15 protein-coding genes are annotated in these 15,599 nt (G+C 32.5%); all 15 read right to left on the bottom strand.

The annotated features are described in order from the left end of the window. Genes MF4642_RS09715 through rfbB form a run of 15 tightly spaced genes read right to left on the bottom strand, consistent with a single transcriptional unit; the run spans position 1 to position 15,593 of the window. A complete protein-coding gene (locus MF4642_RS09715) occupies positions 1–621 on the bottom strand; it encodes a sugar transferase (RefSeq protein WP_078426080.1) in 621 nt (206 codons plus the stop codon). A 15-nt stretch (positions 622–636) separates the two neighbouring features. Next, positions 637–1,821 carry a glycosyltransferase family 4 protein gene (locus tag MF4642_RS09710; RefSeq protein ID WP_078426109.1) on the bottom strand — a complete coding sequence of 395 codons (1,185 nt, stop codon included), beginning with the start codon at positions 1,819–1,821 and terminating at the stop codon, positions 637–639. A gap of 15 nt (positions 1,822–1,836) precedes the next feature. After that, positions 1,837–2,967, bottom strand: coding sequence for a non-hydrolyzing UDP-N-acetylglucosamine 2-epimerase (wecB, locus tag MF4642_RS09705; protein ID WP_078426079.1), 1,131 nt, complete (start codon positions 2,965–2,967; stop codon positions 1,837–1,839). A gap of 12 nt (positions 2,968–2,979) precedes the next feature. Continuing rightward, on the bottom strand, positions 2,980–4,092 hold the full coding sequence (gene wbjC / locus MF4642_RS09700) for a UDP-2-acetamido-2,6-beta-L-arabino-hexul-4-ose reductase (protein ID WP_078426078.1): 1,113 nt from the start codon (positions 4,090–4,092) through the stop codon (positions 2,980–2,982). Position 4,093: 1 nt separating this feature from the next. Further along, entirely contained in the window at positions 4,094–5,128 is a 1,035-nt protein-coding gene (locus MF4642_RS09695; RefSeq protein ID WP_078426108.1) for a polysaccharide biosynthesis protein, read from the bottom strand. A gap of 8 nt (positions 5,129–5,136) precedes the next feature. Continuing rightward, positions 5,137–6,267, bottom strand: a complete 1,131-nt coding sequence (locus MF4642_RS09690) for a glycosyltransferase (protein ID WP_078426077.1) — start codon at positions 6,265–6,267, stop codon at positions 5,137–5,139. 17 nt (positions 6,268–6,284) lie between these two features. Next, positions 6,285–7,565, bottom strand: coding sequence for an O-antigen polymerase (locus tag MF4642_RS09685; RefSeq protein ID WP_078426076.1), 1,281 nt, complete (start codon positions 7,563–7,565; stop codon positions 6,285–6,287). Then, positions 7,552–8,805, bottom strand: coding sequence for an oligosaccharide flippase family protein (locus tag MF4642_RS09680; RefSeq protein WP_078426075.1), 1,254 nt, complete (start codon positions 8,803–8,805; stop codon positions 7,552–7,554). Before MF4642_RS09680 ends, MF4642_RS09685 begins: the two co-directional genes overlap by 14 nt. Before the next feature lie 11 nt (positions 8,806–8,816). Then, positions 8,817–9,797, bottom strand: coding sequence for a glycosyltransferase family 2 protein (locus MF4642_RS09675; RefSeq protein WP_078426074.1), 981 nt, complete (start codon positions 9,795–9,797; stop codon positions 8,817–8,819). 31 nt (positions 9,798–9,828) lie between these two features. After that, positions 9,829–10,389 carry a GNAT family N-acetyltransferase gene (locus tag MF4642_RS09670; protein WP_078426073.1) on the bottom strand — a complete coding sequence of 187 codons (561 nt, stop codon included), beginning with the start codon at positions 10,387–10,389 and terminating at the stop codon, positions 9,829–9,831. Continuing rightward, on the bottom strand, positions 10,389–11,372 hold the full coding sequence (locus tag MF4642_RS09665) for a hypothetical protein (RefSeq protein ID WP_153041793.1): 984 nt from the start codon (positions 11,370–11,372) through the stop codon (positions 10,389–10,391). The genes MF4642_RS09670 and MF4642_RS09665 overlap by 1 nt, the downstream gene beginning before the upstream one ends. After that, positions 11,353–12,552, bottom strand: coding sequence for an ATP-grasp domain-containing protein (locus MF4642_RS09660; protein WP_078426071.1), 1,200 nt, complete (start codon positions 12,550–12,552; stop codon positions 11,353–11,355). The genes MF4642_RS09665 and MF4642_RS09660 overlap by 20 nt, the downstream gene beginning before the upstream one ends. Further along, positions 12,552–13,655, bottom strand: a complete 1,104-nt coding sequence (locus MF4642_RS09655) for a DegT/DnrJ/EryC1/StrS family aminotransferase (RefSeq protein WP_078426070.1) — start codon at positions 13,653–13,655, stop codon at positions 12,552–12,554. The genes MF4642_RS09660 and MF4642_RS09655 overlap by 1 nt, the downstream gene beginning before the upstream one ends. Then, complete coding sequence (rfbA, locus tag MF4642_RS09650; RefSeq protein WP_078426069.1) at positions 13,648–14,529, bottom strand: glucose-1-phosphate thymidylyltransferase RfbA; 882 nt, start codon at positions 14,527–14,529, stop codon at positions 13,648–13,650. The genes MF4642_RS09655 and rfbA overlap by 8 nt, the downstream gene beginning before the upstream one ends. Further along, positions 14,529–15,593, bottom strand: coding sequence for a dTDP-glucose 4,6-dehydratase (gene rfbB / locus MF4642_RS09645; protein ID WP_078426068.1), 1,065 nt, complete (start codon positions 15,591–15,593; stop codon positions 14,529–14,531). The genes rfbA and rfbB overlap by 1 nt, the downstream gene beginning before the upstream one ends. Positions 15,594–15,599: the final 6 nt, after the last annotated feature.

Below are 15,599 nucleotides of genomic sequence, written 5' to 3'. Positions count from 1 at the left end.
TTATGACTTGATTTCATCTTTAATTTTTTCAGGATCATTTCCTTGAAATAAAGAAGGGCCAACATGACCCGGTGCATTAATACCTTCTCGTTTGGTCATTACAGCGACTGTTTTGAACATGATTTTAAAGTCAACCAAAGTATTATGGTTATCTACATACCATACATCGCATTTAAAACGTTCTTCATAATCAAGTTCATTTCGACCACTTACCTGTGCTAGGCCTGTCATACCGGGTTTAACTTCCAGACGACGAGCTTGTTCTGGTGAATATAATGCTACAAAGTCTTTAAGCATAGGACGTGGACCAACAATACTCATATCCCCTTTTAAGACGTTTATGAGTTGTGGCATTTCATCTAAACTTGTAGAACGCAATTTTTGTCCAAACGGTGTTATACGCTGTTCATCTGGTAAGGGATTCCCTTCTTTATCCATTGCATCTTTCATCGACCGGAACTTAATCATTTTAAAAAGTTTACCATCTTTACCAGGACGCTCTTGTAGAAAAAGTACTGGTGAGCCCAAATTTTTTTTTACTTTATAAGTAACCCAAATAAAAATTGGTAAAAGCAAGATCAGCGCTGTAGTTGCAATAACAATATCTACAAGACGTTTCATAATAGAACCTAATTCCTATTTACTTAATTGCACTTCTTCTATGAGATTAAAAATTTTCTTCATCGCAATTTGTTCTGAATAATTTTCAATTAAAACTTTACGCGAAGAAGAGAATTTTTGTGTATTAAAATTTTGATTAATATTTAAAAATAGTTTAGCCAAAATTTGAGGTTCACCTGCAGGAACATTCCAACCTAAATTATGCTGTTGAATCATTGATGATACTTCTGACTCTACACCCATAATTGCTAAAAGAGGTTTATCAGCCGCCATAGAGTAATAAGCTTTACTAGGAACACCTAAACCATACATATCTTCGGCAAGAGTCACAATTGCAATATCTCCTGCATTTAACCCATCTGATTTTTTTGATGGATCTAAGCTGCCAATATATTGAATATTTTGATCATTGAGTTGGGCTATTTGATTTTTAAGCTCATCTTCATATGCCCCACCACCAATAAATAACACTTTAGGCCTTTGGCCAACTGGTATCAACTCTAAAGCATCAATGATGTTTTTTATTCCTTGGACACGCCCAATATTACCAAAAAAATAAAAAATAGGTGCCTCACTTTGCCATCCCAAAGTTTCTAAAATCTTATTTTTATTTTTTTCTTGAACTTCGATGTCATGATGATCGATCCAATTTTGAATAATAATTGAATCTGAAATAGAAACTTTCACATCTATCAAATCCTTCATATCCTTACCGATAACAATACGTTTATCAGCTTCAGCATAAAATTTATTAAAGAAAAACTTTAAGATTTTGTAAAAAATATTATTCTGCTTTAGAACCTTAGCCGCTATAAGATTTTCTGGAAAAACATCATGTACAAGCAAGATCCATTTAAATTTTTTTATCTTTTTAGCAATATAAACGACGGGCAATAAAAAAATAGGGTTCGTCCCCGTAAAAACAACCTCTCCCTTTCCAATATGCTGTAAGATTTTAATGAAAAATTTAAATGAAATCACCAACTCAAAAAATAACCTCTGAATGAGCTTTTTCTTATTCAGGTTGACATCAGCAACTAAAATAGCATCTTCAATCTTATGTATAGGATCTTCCTTTACAAGGATCTGCAGATTATCTCCATACTGCTGCTTTAAATTTTTATGTAACTTATGGAATAAATACCCAGTCGTATTTTGGCTAGGAAGAATATATTCCGAGATCAAAAAAATTTTTTTCATGCCAACCTGCCTCACTTAGTATTTTTTCCAAATTACACGATTAACATAATCTGTATAACTCAGAACAATACGAGCCACTTTTTCACTTACATTCGGCATGCTGTAATCAGCAACCAAACGCAATAAGCGCTGTTCATCACGCAGCTGACTGTTAATAATTGCCAAACCTTGCAATACACGCTCAGCTGTTAAACCCACCATCATTACCGCAGCCTCTTCCATACCTTCAGGGCGTTCATGCGCTTGACGCAAATTCAAGGCAGGGAAGTTTAAAATTGAGGACTCTTCATTAATCGTTCCACTATCAGACAACGTCGCCTTTGCAGACAGCTGCAATTTATTATAATCACTGAAACCTAGCGGCTTTAATAGCTGTACTAATGGATGGAATGAAACCCCCATTTGCTCGATTCGTTTGCGAGTTCGTGGATGTGTAGAAACAATAACTGGATAATTATATTGTTCTGCCACCGCATTCAGCATATCCACCAAATCTAAAAAGTTTTGATCAGAGTTGATGTTTTCTTCACGATGAGCACTGACAACAAAATACTGATGCTCTGTTAGATTAAGCTGCTCAAGTACATTTGACGACTCAATTTTATGTTTATAGAAGTTTAAAACCTCAAACATCGGACTGCCTGTTTTAATCACCAGATCAGCAGGTAAACCTTCGGCAAGCAGATAATCACGTGCAATCGTACTATAGGTTAAATTGATGTCAGCGGTATGGTCGACAATACGTCTATTAATTTCTTCTGGAACACGCATATCAAAGCAGCGGTTTCCTGCTTCCATATGGAATGTCGGAATCTTACGACGTTTTGCTGGAATAACAGCCGTACAACTATTTGTATCACCTAAAACCAGCAATGCTTCAGGCTGTACCTCTTCCAATACTTTATCTACAGCAATAATCACATTACCAATGGTTTCTGCACCTGTTGTGCCCGCAGCATTCAAAAAATAGTCAGGTTTGCGTATACCAAGATCAGTAAAGAAAATTTCATTTAATTCATAATCATAATTCTGCCCAGTGTGCACAATGATATGGTCAAAATATTGATCACACACAGCCATCACACGTGACAAACGAATAATTTCCGGGCGAGTTCCAACAACCGTCATTAATTTTAATTTTTTCACAAAAATAACTCTTTAATTAGAAAGCGGCATTGCAAAAGTATCTGGTTTAGCACGGTCAAATATTTCATTTGCCCAAAGCATAACGACCATTTCGTCTTCACCGATATTGGTAATATCATGTGTCCAGCCAGGTACTGTTTCTACAATACGAGGCTCTGAACCAGTGGTTTCTAACTCGTAGTACTCACCAGTTGAAATATGCTTGAATTTAAATAATGCCTTACCTTTAATCACTAAGAATTTCTCAGTTTTAGTATGATGGTAATGCCCGCCACGTGTAATTCCTGGATGTGCCGTGAAATATGAAAATTGACCTGCATCTGGTGTCTTCAGCATTTCCACAAAAACGCCACGCTCATCACCATATTTAGGCACGGTATAATCAAACTGAGCTGGTTTTAAGAAACTTAAATACGTTGAATACAATGCTCGAGTCAGACCAACCCCAACTTGATCTGTCATCAATGTTTCTCTTGATGCTTTAAAACCACGAATAGTTTCGGCAAGCTTTCTAACAGTAATATTATATTCAGGTTGAATTTTAAAGCTTTCATTTGCTTGATATTTATTATTTAAAATATCCCAAATTGTTTCAATAACATCATCAATATACACCAAACGAATTACAGCATTTTCATCATTAATTTGTATTGGCAGATCATTGGCAATGTTATAGCAAAAGGTTGCAACAGCTGAGTTATAATTTGGTTTTGACCATTTACCAAAAATATTAACCATACGAGAAATATAAATTGGATTGCCATTTTGCTGATTTAATTTATGAAGGGCTTGCTCACCGCCGAGTTTACTTTTGCCGTAAACATTGTCTCTTTCAGCCTGAATAGAAGACGAAAGGATGATAGGTGTCTGTTTTTGATTTTGACGCAAAATTTCGCAAATTGATTCTGTAAGTGAAACATTGCCTTCAATGAACTCTGAATCATGCTGCGGGCGATTCACACCTGCTAAATGTACGATCCAATCTGCATCTAGAACCATATGCTCTAATTGCTGAGCAGTTGAATCTCGATACAGTTTCAATACTTCAACTTCAGGCTTTTCGGCTAAAAATTGGATTAAATTTTTGGCAACAAAACCATTTGCGCCTGTAACTAAAATTTTCATGTTATGCCTCAGGATCAATATATTGACCTTGCGTTAAGGCACGAACAAACTCTAGTTTAAGCAATAGCTTCTTCATGCCTTCTACATCTAAACGCTCTGTATTATGCGAATTATAGTCTTCAAGCTGGGTAATTTTTAAATCACCATTTTCTACATATTTAGCATAGTTCAGATCCCGCTGATCTGCAGGAACACGGAAATAGTTGCCCTGATCAAATGCGACTGCCATTTCTTCACGGCTTAATAGAGCTTCATAGGCTTTTTCACCATGACGTGTACCCATAATGACAATTGGATGTTCGGGGACATTTAATAGCTGCGTTAAAGACTGTGCTAAAACTTCAATAGTAGCAGCTGGTGCTTTCTGTACAAAAATATCACCATTCTCTCCATGCTCAAAAGCATAAAGAACCAAATCCACTGCATCGTCCAAGGTCATCATAAAACGTGTCATGTTTGGATCGGTAATAGTGAGTGATTTTCCTTGACGGATTTGATCTACAAATAACGGAATAACTGAACCGCGGGAAGCCATTACGTTACCGTAGCGTGTACAGCAAATCGTGGTATCTAAGTTTTCTAAATTACGTGATTTAGCCACAATGACTTTTTCCATCATTGCTTTAGAAATACCCATTGCATTGATTGGATAAACGGCTTTGTCTGTACTTAAACATACAATGCGTTTCACACGGTTTTGTATCGCAGCTTCTAATACATTTTCAGTACCAATAACATTGGTTTTTACTGCTTCCATTGGGTGGAATTCACATGATGGAACTTGCTTTAATGCAGCCGCGTGGTAAATATAATCAACACCACGAGTCGCATTTAAAACACTGTTATAATCACGTACATCACCAATATAGAATTTTAGCTTAGATGATTGGTATTTTTTACGCATATCATCTTGTTTTTTTTCATCACGGCTAAAAATTCGAATTTCTTTAATATCTGTCTGTAAAAACCGTTTTAAAACAGCATTACCAAAAGAACCTGTACCACCTGTTATTAATAAAACTTTATCTTTGAACATATTCATCACTATTTATTTGCTAATTCAACAATTAATTTTTTCTGCAAAGCCCATTTTTGCTCAGCGGAAGGATAATTTTTTAATAAAACATATTGTCCATTTTTGACCAACATATCTTGTAAAGATTCATCTATTATAAGTGACCATATTACATCAGCTATACTTGCTACATTTAATGGATCAAAATATAAAGCTGCATTTTCACATAATTCATGTGCAAAAGGTCTATCACTTACAAGTAAAGGTTTCATGGCTAAGAAAGATTCAGGGAAAACAGCAGTAGAGGATTCAACCAGACTTGCACAAATTACAGCATTAGTTTTTAAATACAATTCTCCAAATTTAGAGTTTTCTATAAATCCAACAGTATCAATTAAATCATTTACTTCATTTATTTGAGCGAATTTATATAATTTCATCCATTCCCTAGAATCCTTAGGAATTGTGAACAAAAATTTAATTTTTTTAGTATGATTTTGACATCTTTTTTTTAGCAGAATTAAAGAAGATATAAGTCTTTCTAAATTCTTATGAGGATAATAACTCCCTGGCACTAAAAATGTGAAAAAATCATTGGGTGGTTTAATTTCAGATTTTTTTTCAATAATGTTATTATTAAAATCTGGACTATAAGAATTACCAATAACAAATATTTTATTTTCTGGATAATTTAAATAACTTGATAACTTAGTCTTAACAAGTTCAGTCTCTACAACTAGATAACTTTTAGCCCATTTAAAAAAAATAGCTTTAGTTATATTTAGAATTTTCTCAAAGAAACCAATGTTCAATTCCTTTTGATATAGCATCTTACCTAATGCAAAACCCTGAAGACATTTATTTTTAGGCTTCCAATAGCTTGGTCCAAAAACTATAAAAATAAAATCAGGGTTATGCTTTTTTTCAATTAAAGATAATCTCTTTCCTTGATTATATTTTTCATATAACGGAACAATGCTTTCAACATAATAATATTTAATTTTAGATTTAGTCTCTTGAGATAATTGCTTATCAATTTCTGGGTTAGTCACACATATAACTTCAAAATCTAAATCATCAGCTATATTATTAATGATAGAGAGTGCAACTTGCACTCCACCACCTACTGAAATAAGCGAAGCATCTATCAATATTTTCATACCTATTTACCACTAATTCAAAGATTATTTGCTAATTTATATGCAAGAACACCGGCCAACATATAAGAAAAGCTGGACATTAAATCACCTCGCATCATAAAAAAAATTGCTGCACAATAAAAAACCCCAACATAGAAATGAAAATTATCTTTTTTAGATAAAAAATTAGAATCAATAATCTTACAAAAAAAACCTAATGCAAATGTGAAAACAAAAATTCCAATAAAACCAAAGTTCACATAACCTTCAGCAATATAAGGCATAGATATATTATTAAAAGAATAATTGTTATTTAAAGCCAACTGATAACCACTTCCCACTGGCTTATCTACCCAAATTGTTCTGGGTATGAAAAAAAATAGAACTCCTATTAATTGCCAACCAAAAGTTATAAAATCAGTTCTAATTACATCCATGAAATTTTGATATGCATCAAAATGGGCATCAATAAAAAATTCATAATTTGGCAAAATTTTAATTCCATTTTCAGCTTCATAATACCTAAATTGCTCCAAAAAAGGGAAAACTAAAATTATAGAAGAAACTAAAATAAGAAAAAAAATTCTAGCATTGTTGAAGTATTTAAAATAATACAACAATATGGGCAAGTATACAAACGCCACTACAAACCTTGAGACAGCCAAAGGAAAGGCACACAAAAATACCATAAGTAAAAGAAGAAATTCTTTTACTTTAGATTTTTCATCAACACAAGTAACATATTTTAAAAAAATAAAAAATGGAAAAAATCTTGAAAACCAAATTAATATATTTGACAATGGATTACTTACAACATTATCGTACATACCAGAATCGCTACTAAATTTAAAAAACAACAGCTCATATTTAAAATTATTAAAATACAACAACATAAGAAAACAAATTAAACTCAACATAAAAAGCATTGAAAATTTCAAGTTAATACTACTATTTTTTAATTTTAAGGTAAAGCCAGAAAATGAATATGAAAAATAAAATAAAACCAAAAAAAGGGAAATAATTATATTTAGATAAAAATAATCATCTTTACTAAAAGCATAGTTAGACCATAATATAATTTTATTATCATACTGAACCCAAGGTATAACAATAAAAAAAATCAAAGAAAAAACATAAACAAATAATGCTGAGCTAATATATTTATTATTATTCAAGAACGTTAAAATAATAACCAAAAATAAGTTAAAAATAAATGAAATTCCAACATAGTCAAAAGAAAGACCCAGACCAACTATGAATATCAGAAATAATAATATCGATACAATACAAAAAATAAAGTTTTTTCTACTGACCTTCATAAATCACCTCAACCTTTCTATTCTTAAAAAAATAAATCATTGAAATTACAAATAAAATGGTATGATTTAACGCCATAAATAAAGCACATGAAACAACAAAATAAATAAAATCCCAATTGCTATATGAAATAATTATTGAAAAAATTAAGCTACAAACAAAAATAAAAAAATTTACCCAAAAGAAAATTTTTTGAATTTTCATTTTCAGACATAAATGATTATATATAGGAGAAAATATTAAACAAAGTGAAATTGGAATGTAACTAATAGCTGCATACAAGCCAGATTCCGACCATATTTTTCCAAAAAATAAACTAAATGTAGTTTCACCGTATAAAAACAAAAATATTATTCCAAATACTGCAGGGAATAGTGCTATAAAGAAAATTTTCTTATATACAATTAAATAGTCACCTACTGAATCAACGCGCGATAGCTCACCAAAACAAATATTTTGCAAGGTACTAATAATTGGATAAATTGGTGTATTTACAACCATAAGAGATAAGCCCAAAATACCAGCATAATGCGCACCATAATAATAACCAGTTATTAAAATAGGAAACCAATTCATTAAAATTGAAACAAGGGAATAAGCTGTATAATGTATAGGGTAATTTTTATTTCTTTTCAGTTCTTCTAAAAAAAAATTATTACTAATGCTTATTATTTTTTTAATTTTATTTTTTTTTATAAATTTATAAATTTGGAAAAACTCTGTAACAATAAGAGCGGCAACTAATGAAATCGCACTTTTATTTATAATACTGAAAAAGACTTTAAGAATATTAGATATAATTGATTTTTCGAATGTCATTTTTATGATTTTTCCGTATTTCTTTTCATTATTCAGATATGAGCTAATAAACTGAAAATTTACACTAAAAAAGACAAACAAAATAGCTAAAGGTAAATAATATATAAACCACTCTAGCTGTGAATTGTTCAATAAATATATTAGAATTGGTGTAATGGCAAGAAAAAATAATGTAGTATATGTGGAATATCTAACACCTACTTTTAAAGTATTAATTGCAATCTCTTTTGATGAAGAATTAATAATAGCCATTCCAAATGACCCTGATATCAAAGGGGCTAACAATAAAGATATAGTAGTAAAAAATTGATATTCTCCTAGAGAGGATGGGTTGTGAAGTCTAGTAATTATAGGCATTACTAAAATAGAAATTAGTTGACCAAATAAATTAGCACCAGTTAGTTTTGTAATATTTTTTAACAAAATAATCCCTTTTACTTTAACTTTTGCTTCATCGACCGCAAATAAACTAAAGCCTTAAACCCAAATGGAATAAAACTATAAATTGAATAGGAAATCAAATTTTGTATTTGATATTTTAAACTAATCTTATCTCTTAAATCACATAACTTTTTTTTTTCTATATCTAAAATATTTATTGGCTCATAAGGTATATTACTAGCTTCATTTTTTTGTAATTTTAAGTTTATTCCTGAGCGTAATCCACTTCCATCCAAGCCTTTATTTGCAGATAATGAAATATTTGGATAGAGTGCCCAAAAATTTTCCATTTCATAAATTAAACAGAATTCAATATCTGCAGCTTCATAAAAATTTTCAGCTAAAAATGGATAAGATTTTGCATTTTCATTATACAAGAAATCGTTAAAGAAACTTTTCTTAATTTTATCCTTAGCATAATTATAGCTATACCTTTTTTTCTGTAATAAATCCCATTTTTCATACCAGCATCCATAGCCATAAGCATTAAATCCATTAAACAAAAATGCTGATTTAAATTCATTTTCTTTCCAATTCTGCTCTAAATATGAGTTTACACTAATAATATTTGGTATATTTTTAGTCTTAAGTAAACCTTCATAAATATATTCTAAAAAAAACTTTCCAACTATAATATCATCTTCCATAGCAATAAAAGCTTGATGCCCATATGACTTAGCTAATTTATGACACTCATTAAAGTTTTCTATTTGCCCAACATTAACTGTAAAATCAATTACACTAAATTTAAAAAACTTATTATCATTTTTCTTATGTTTTAGAAAATTCTTTACTTCATCCACTTTTCTAGCATGATCATTTTTCAAATGAGCATCAGAACCGACAATTATATGATAATTTTCAACTCCATTGGCTTTTTCTAAACTTTCTAAACATTTTTTTAAATGCTCCTTTCTATCATAAACAGTTATGATTATCACTGGCATATTTTCAAATGATTTAATTTGTTTCATTTATTTCTAAACTCAATATATTTAAATTTTATTAATCCCAATACTTGGTATTTGCAATATGTTCATCATATTGTTGATGCGTGATGCCACATAAAACCTTGTCATAATAATTTCCACTTCTATAAATCCATTCGCCTCGTCTTCCTTCAATACACCAGCCACACTTTTTCGTATAAAAATCAATCGACCTCTTATTATAATCTATCATTTCAGCATCAAGGCGATGCAAACCCAACTCTTTAAAAGCATAACGCATAATTGCCATGACAGCATCTAAAGCATACCCTTTACCACGAGTATTCATGTCTCCGAGCATTATACCATTGCAGGCATTTCTATTTTTCCAGTCTATTTCTACTAAGTTGATTGTCCCTATTAAGCCCAAACCATCAACATCAATAGCAAAGTTTTGAGATTTCATATTATTATAATTTATATTTTTAATATATTGTTCCGTACTAAGCTCCGAATATGGAAAATGCCAACCCACTAAATTTTGCCAAAGCTCAGGTGAATTTGACCATTTTGCTAAAAGTGGAAGGTCTTTTAACTCAATAGCCCTGAGTGTAACTATTTTACCTTTTATATTCATTACATTACCTTTTCTATTATATCAATTTGAAACTGCATATCATCTACACCATATCGATGATCACAAACTAAGTGTGTAATCCTATTAACAAATTGATATTCAGAGCTATTATTAGATATCCTTGCTAAACAGTCATTCCAGTATGTTGGAATAAAAATTTTATGCCTAATTAAATATTCAGAATATTTCTTATTTGATAAAAAAGGATAAGTTAAGGGGGATTCTAACTTTTCTAAACATATATTGAGCTGGTTGAATTTCCCTAACTTTGAATGTAGATATTTAAAATTATTAAGACGTCTTTCTTTAAAGTCTGAATAATTAATATTTTTTAAAATTAGTTCTGTAATAGGAGATATTTTTTTAGGAATACAGTCATTCAACATAGCTTCAGCTTTTTGAAACTGCACATATCCTTGTTGAGCACCACTTATACATCGTATAAATAGATGCTTATATTGCTCAATTAGTTGATCTTCATTAGGCAAAAAAGTATCCACTGATTTAACATCATTTTCTGTAAGTAAAAGACCACCATCAGCTACAGCAAAAAACTTTCTTGGTGAATAAATTGTATGAGTCCCCGAAAATGGCTCGACGAAGAAAGCTTGTGAATGATCAAAAATAATTTTTTCACGAGGATATAAGCTCGCCAACTTTTCTTGGTTTTGCGTGCATATCCCAAAATAATTCACATATAATAAGTAATCATTTTTTTCTAACTCAAAAGGCGTTTTGGGATAAAAATTAATATCTAGATCATAGAATTTAATATTAATTTTTAATATTTCCAAAGGCTTTAACATTGTGTCACAAATAAACTTGGGCATCCATATAGATTCAATCTCTAAGTTCTGCAAAAGATCCAAAAACGCAGATCTGGCAGAACTATATTTTCTGGAATTAGGATATGGGAATTGATTTAAATTATTTAAATCAAATCCCATATATCCACCAATTTCTTTATGAATTGGCAATAACACGAATATCATGCTCCATATTATCAATCATATCTAACATAACATTCATAGAAGGATATTTCAGTATCATCATACCAAGAGTATCGTTTGAACCACTATATTGTTTCACTTCATCATTTTTCGACACATAAATGTTTTGCTCTACAATCATTTTTGGAGCACGTTCAGATATCTCTAACTTGTCAAAAATGCCATCTTGCAAACTATGAACCATATAACTAGACCAAAAACCACTCACATGTTTCTGCTGAACATAGCTGCAATCTAAACCTAAAGCAGCATCTACTGTTGCCTGAATTAAATCTATACCTGTTGCATAGCGAATCACTTCTGGAATTAAACATCCACCATTTCTAGGACCCAACTCTAGAAAATAAAATTTGCCATCTTGTGAAAACAGAAAATCAAAATTGAGAGCCCCTGTTTTCATACCGAGTAGATCTAATAAACGTTGTGTTTCCTTATGCGCTTCATCTAATAAGTTTTTTTCATGTGATGTAGGGAATGTTTGACCTATTGGAACCAGACCATTACACAGTTTATCAAAATGCTCATCTGCCCAACAACGGAAAGCTAGCTCACCATCTACAATAAAGCCATCTCCGGCAACTTGGTAACCTTGTTTTACTATTTTCTCTTCTACAACTACTTTTTTCTCACGCGAGAAATTAAGAGCATAATTGAATGCATCTTCTAACTGATTTTTATCATGAATTTCCGTTACGCCTTTACTCCCAGAAGAATCTACAGGTTTAATAAAAGCAGGAACACTGATCTTATCCAACCATACTTTTGCATCAACTAATGAATAAAAAGATTCTGATTTTGGAACATTAAATCCATTATCTTTTAAAAATGCTCTGAATAAATCCTTTCTTGCAAGTATTAAAACTGAGTCATAAGGATTTCCAGGCAAACGCATTTTTTCTGCGACATAAGCTGCTGTTGGTGCAGCTGGATCTGATGCATAAGCCACAATACCATCAATCTCTAATTTTTTAGCCAACTCTAAAACTGCATCTTTGTCTGTTGTGGAAACATTATGATATTCATCAGCAAGTTCGTGACCAGGATTCTCTGGTAAATAATCACACGTAATCACATAATAACCCTGTGATTTTGCATATTTAATAGGTGGAATTTGTGAAGGTGCGGCACCTAAAAACAAAATCTTCTTAGTCATTATTTTAAACCTTCTTTAATAACGTTAATTATTTGCTGAATTTCTTCATTTGCTAATGTTGGATACATTGGTAAACAAAGCACTTGCTCAGACAATTTTTTTGCATTTGGTGTGTTCGAAGAAAATTTCTTGTAAGCACTCAATTCAGTCATTAGCGGATAAAAGTATTTACGCGCAAAAATATTATTTTCTTTTAATTTTTCAAACAATCCATCACGGCTTAAAGGATAATCTCTAGAAACTACAATTGGAAAATAAGAGTAATTATCTAAATCTGAAGCTTGACGTTCAATCATATGGAGTCCATCAACGTCCTTCAAAAAATCTCTATATAAAGCATCCACTTTCTTTCTTGCCAAAAGTGTTTGATCAATTGTTTTTAATTGAAGTAAGCCTAACGCAGCATGAACTTCACTGAGCTTTCCATTTAAAGAAATATCATCAATGGCTGTTTCATTTACAATGCCAAAGTTTTTCAGGCGGTCGATCCGCTGTTTCATTTCAGCGCTATGGCAAACAATTGCACCGCCTTCAAAAGTATTGAATACCTTTGTCGCATGAAAACTAATAACACTTAAATCGCCATAATTTAACAGGCTCTGACCTTGATGCCTCACCCCAAAAGCATGCGCCGCATCATAAATCAATTTTAAATCATTTTGATCCGCTATCTTCTGTAAGCCATCCACATCACACGGAACTCCGTAGCAATGCACAGGGAGTATCGCAACAGTTTTATCGGTAATTGCCTGCTCAACCTTTCGCGGATCAATATTTGAGGTGTGTGGATCAATATCAACAAATACTGGCGTTAATTTATTCCAAACAACTGAATGAGCAGTTGCAACAAAAGTATAAGGGGTCGTAATCACATCCCCCTCACCCAAATCCAATGCTTGAAGTGCTGTCACTAAAGCAATCGTTCCATTATTGAATAATGAAATATAAGGAACACCCAAATAGTCGCACAGCTCCTGTTCAAGCTGCTGATGCAGAGGGCCACAATTCGTAAGTATCTTATTTTTCCAAATTTGCTCTAAATAAGGAATAAAATCCTCTAACTCAGGCAAAACTGGTTGAGTTACATAGATAGGATTATTCATTCAACTCATCCACCAAAGAAATTAAGTACTGACCATAGTCATTCTTACTCATGCTCTGCCCTATGGATAAAACTTGTCCTTTGCTTAACCACCCATGACTAAGAGCAATTTCCTCTAAACATGCTACTTTATAGCCTTGGCGTTTTTCTAAGGTTTCTACAAATTGCGCCGCTTCAAGCAAACTTGCATGTGTACCTGTATCGAGCCATGCAAAACCTCGCCCAAGAAGCTCTACATTTAAATCACCACGTTCCAAATACATTTGGTTCACTGTAGTAATTTCTAATTCACCGCGTTCAGAAGGCTTCACTTGTTTGGCAATTTGAATCACTTCATTGTCATAGAAGTACAGCCCCGTTACCGCAAAATGAGACTTTGGATGCCGAGGCTTTTCTTCTAGTGAAATTGCTCGTTTTTGCTCATCAAACTCAACTACACCAAAACGCTCAGGGTCTTTTACTTGATAGCCAAAAACTGTTGCACCTTTTGCACGAGCAACAGCTTGTTTTAACATTGGTGTAAAGCCTTGACCATAAAAAATATTATCACCAAGTACTAAACAAACATTACTATCACCAATAAAATCTTCGCCGATAATAAACGCTTGAGCTAACCCATCCGGACTAGGTTGAATGGCATACTGCAAACGAACACCAAACTGAGAACCATCACCAAGCAGGCGTTCAAAGCTCTCTTTGTCTTCAGGTGTCGTAATAATCAGAATATCCTGAATTCCTGCCAACATAAGTACAGAAATTGGATAGTAAATCATTGGCTTGTCGTAAATTGGGAGTAGTTGTTTAGATACACCCTTTGTAATTGGGTATAAACGTGTACCCGATCCACCTGCGAGAATAATACCTTTTGTATTCATTATACATTCACACCTAATCTTTCACGTTGGTAACTGCCATCTTGAACACGACGACACCACTCTAAATTATTTAAATACCACTCTACCGTTTTACGAATTCCAGTTTCAAAAGTTTCTGCAGGCGTCCAACCTAATTCATTTTGAATTTTTGTCGCATCAATCGCATAGCGTAAGTCATGCCCAGGGCGGTCTGTCACATAAGTAATTAAGTCTTCATAACGAGCCACACCATTTGGTTTATTTGGTGCAAGCTCTTCTAACAATGTACAAATTGCTTTAACAACATCAATATTCTTTTGTTCGTTATGACCGCCAATATTATAAGTTTCACCAACAGCAGCCTCAGTGACCACTTTATATAAAGCACGTGCATGGTCTTCTACAAATAGCCAATCACGAATTTGATGCCCATTACCATATACAGGTAATGCTTTGCCATTGAGGGCATTCAAAATAATTAATGGAATCAGCTTTTCTGGGAAATGATAAGGGCCATAGTTGTTTGAGCAATTGGTTAAAACGACAGGTAAACCATAGGTTCGGTGCCATGCACGAACCAAATGATCTGAACTGGCTTTACTTGCCGAATATGGCGAACTCGGAGCATAGGGTGTTGTCTCTAGGAACAAGTCATCTGTACCTTCTAAGTCACCATAAACCTCATCTGTTGAAATATGATGGAAACGAAATGCTTGTTTTTTATTTTGATTTAAACCATTCCAATAATGACGGGTGGCTTCTAACAATTGATATGTACCAATAATATTGGTTTCAATAAACGCAGCCGAACCTGTGATTGAGCGATCTACATGGGACTCTGCTGCCAAATGCATCACAGCATCTGGTTGAAAACTTTCGAATAGTTGATCTAATGCAATACGATCGCAAATATCAGTTTGAGAAAACTGATAACGCTCACTATCAGCAATACTTTCTAAAGATTCTAAATTGCCAGCATAGGTCAGCTTATCAATATTTAATACTTCATTATTAGTATGATTAATAATATGTCGAATCACGGCAGAACCAATAAAACCTGCTCCACCTGTTACTATAATCTTCATAAATAT

This window comes from Acinetobacter sp. MF4642 (assembly GCF_002018925.1).
GTDB classification, from domain to species: Bacteria; Pseudomonadota; Gammaproteobacteria; order Pseudomonadales; family Moraxellaceae; genus Acinetobacter; species Acinetobacter johnsonii.
This window is presented reverse-complemented; position numbering and strand designations above follow the sequence as displayed.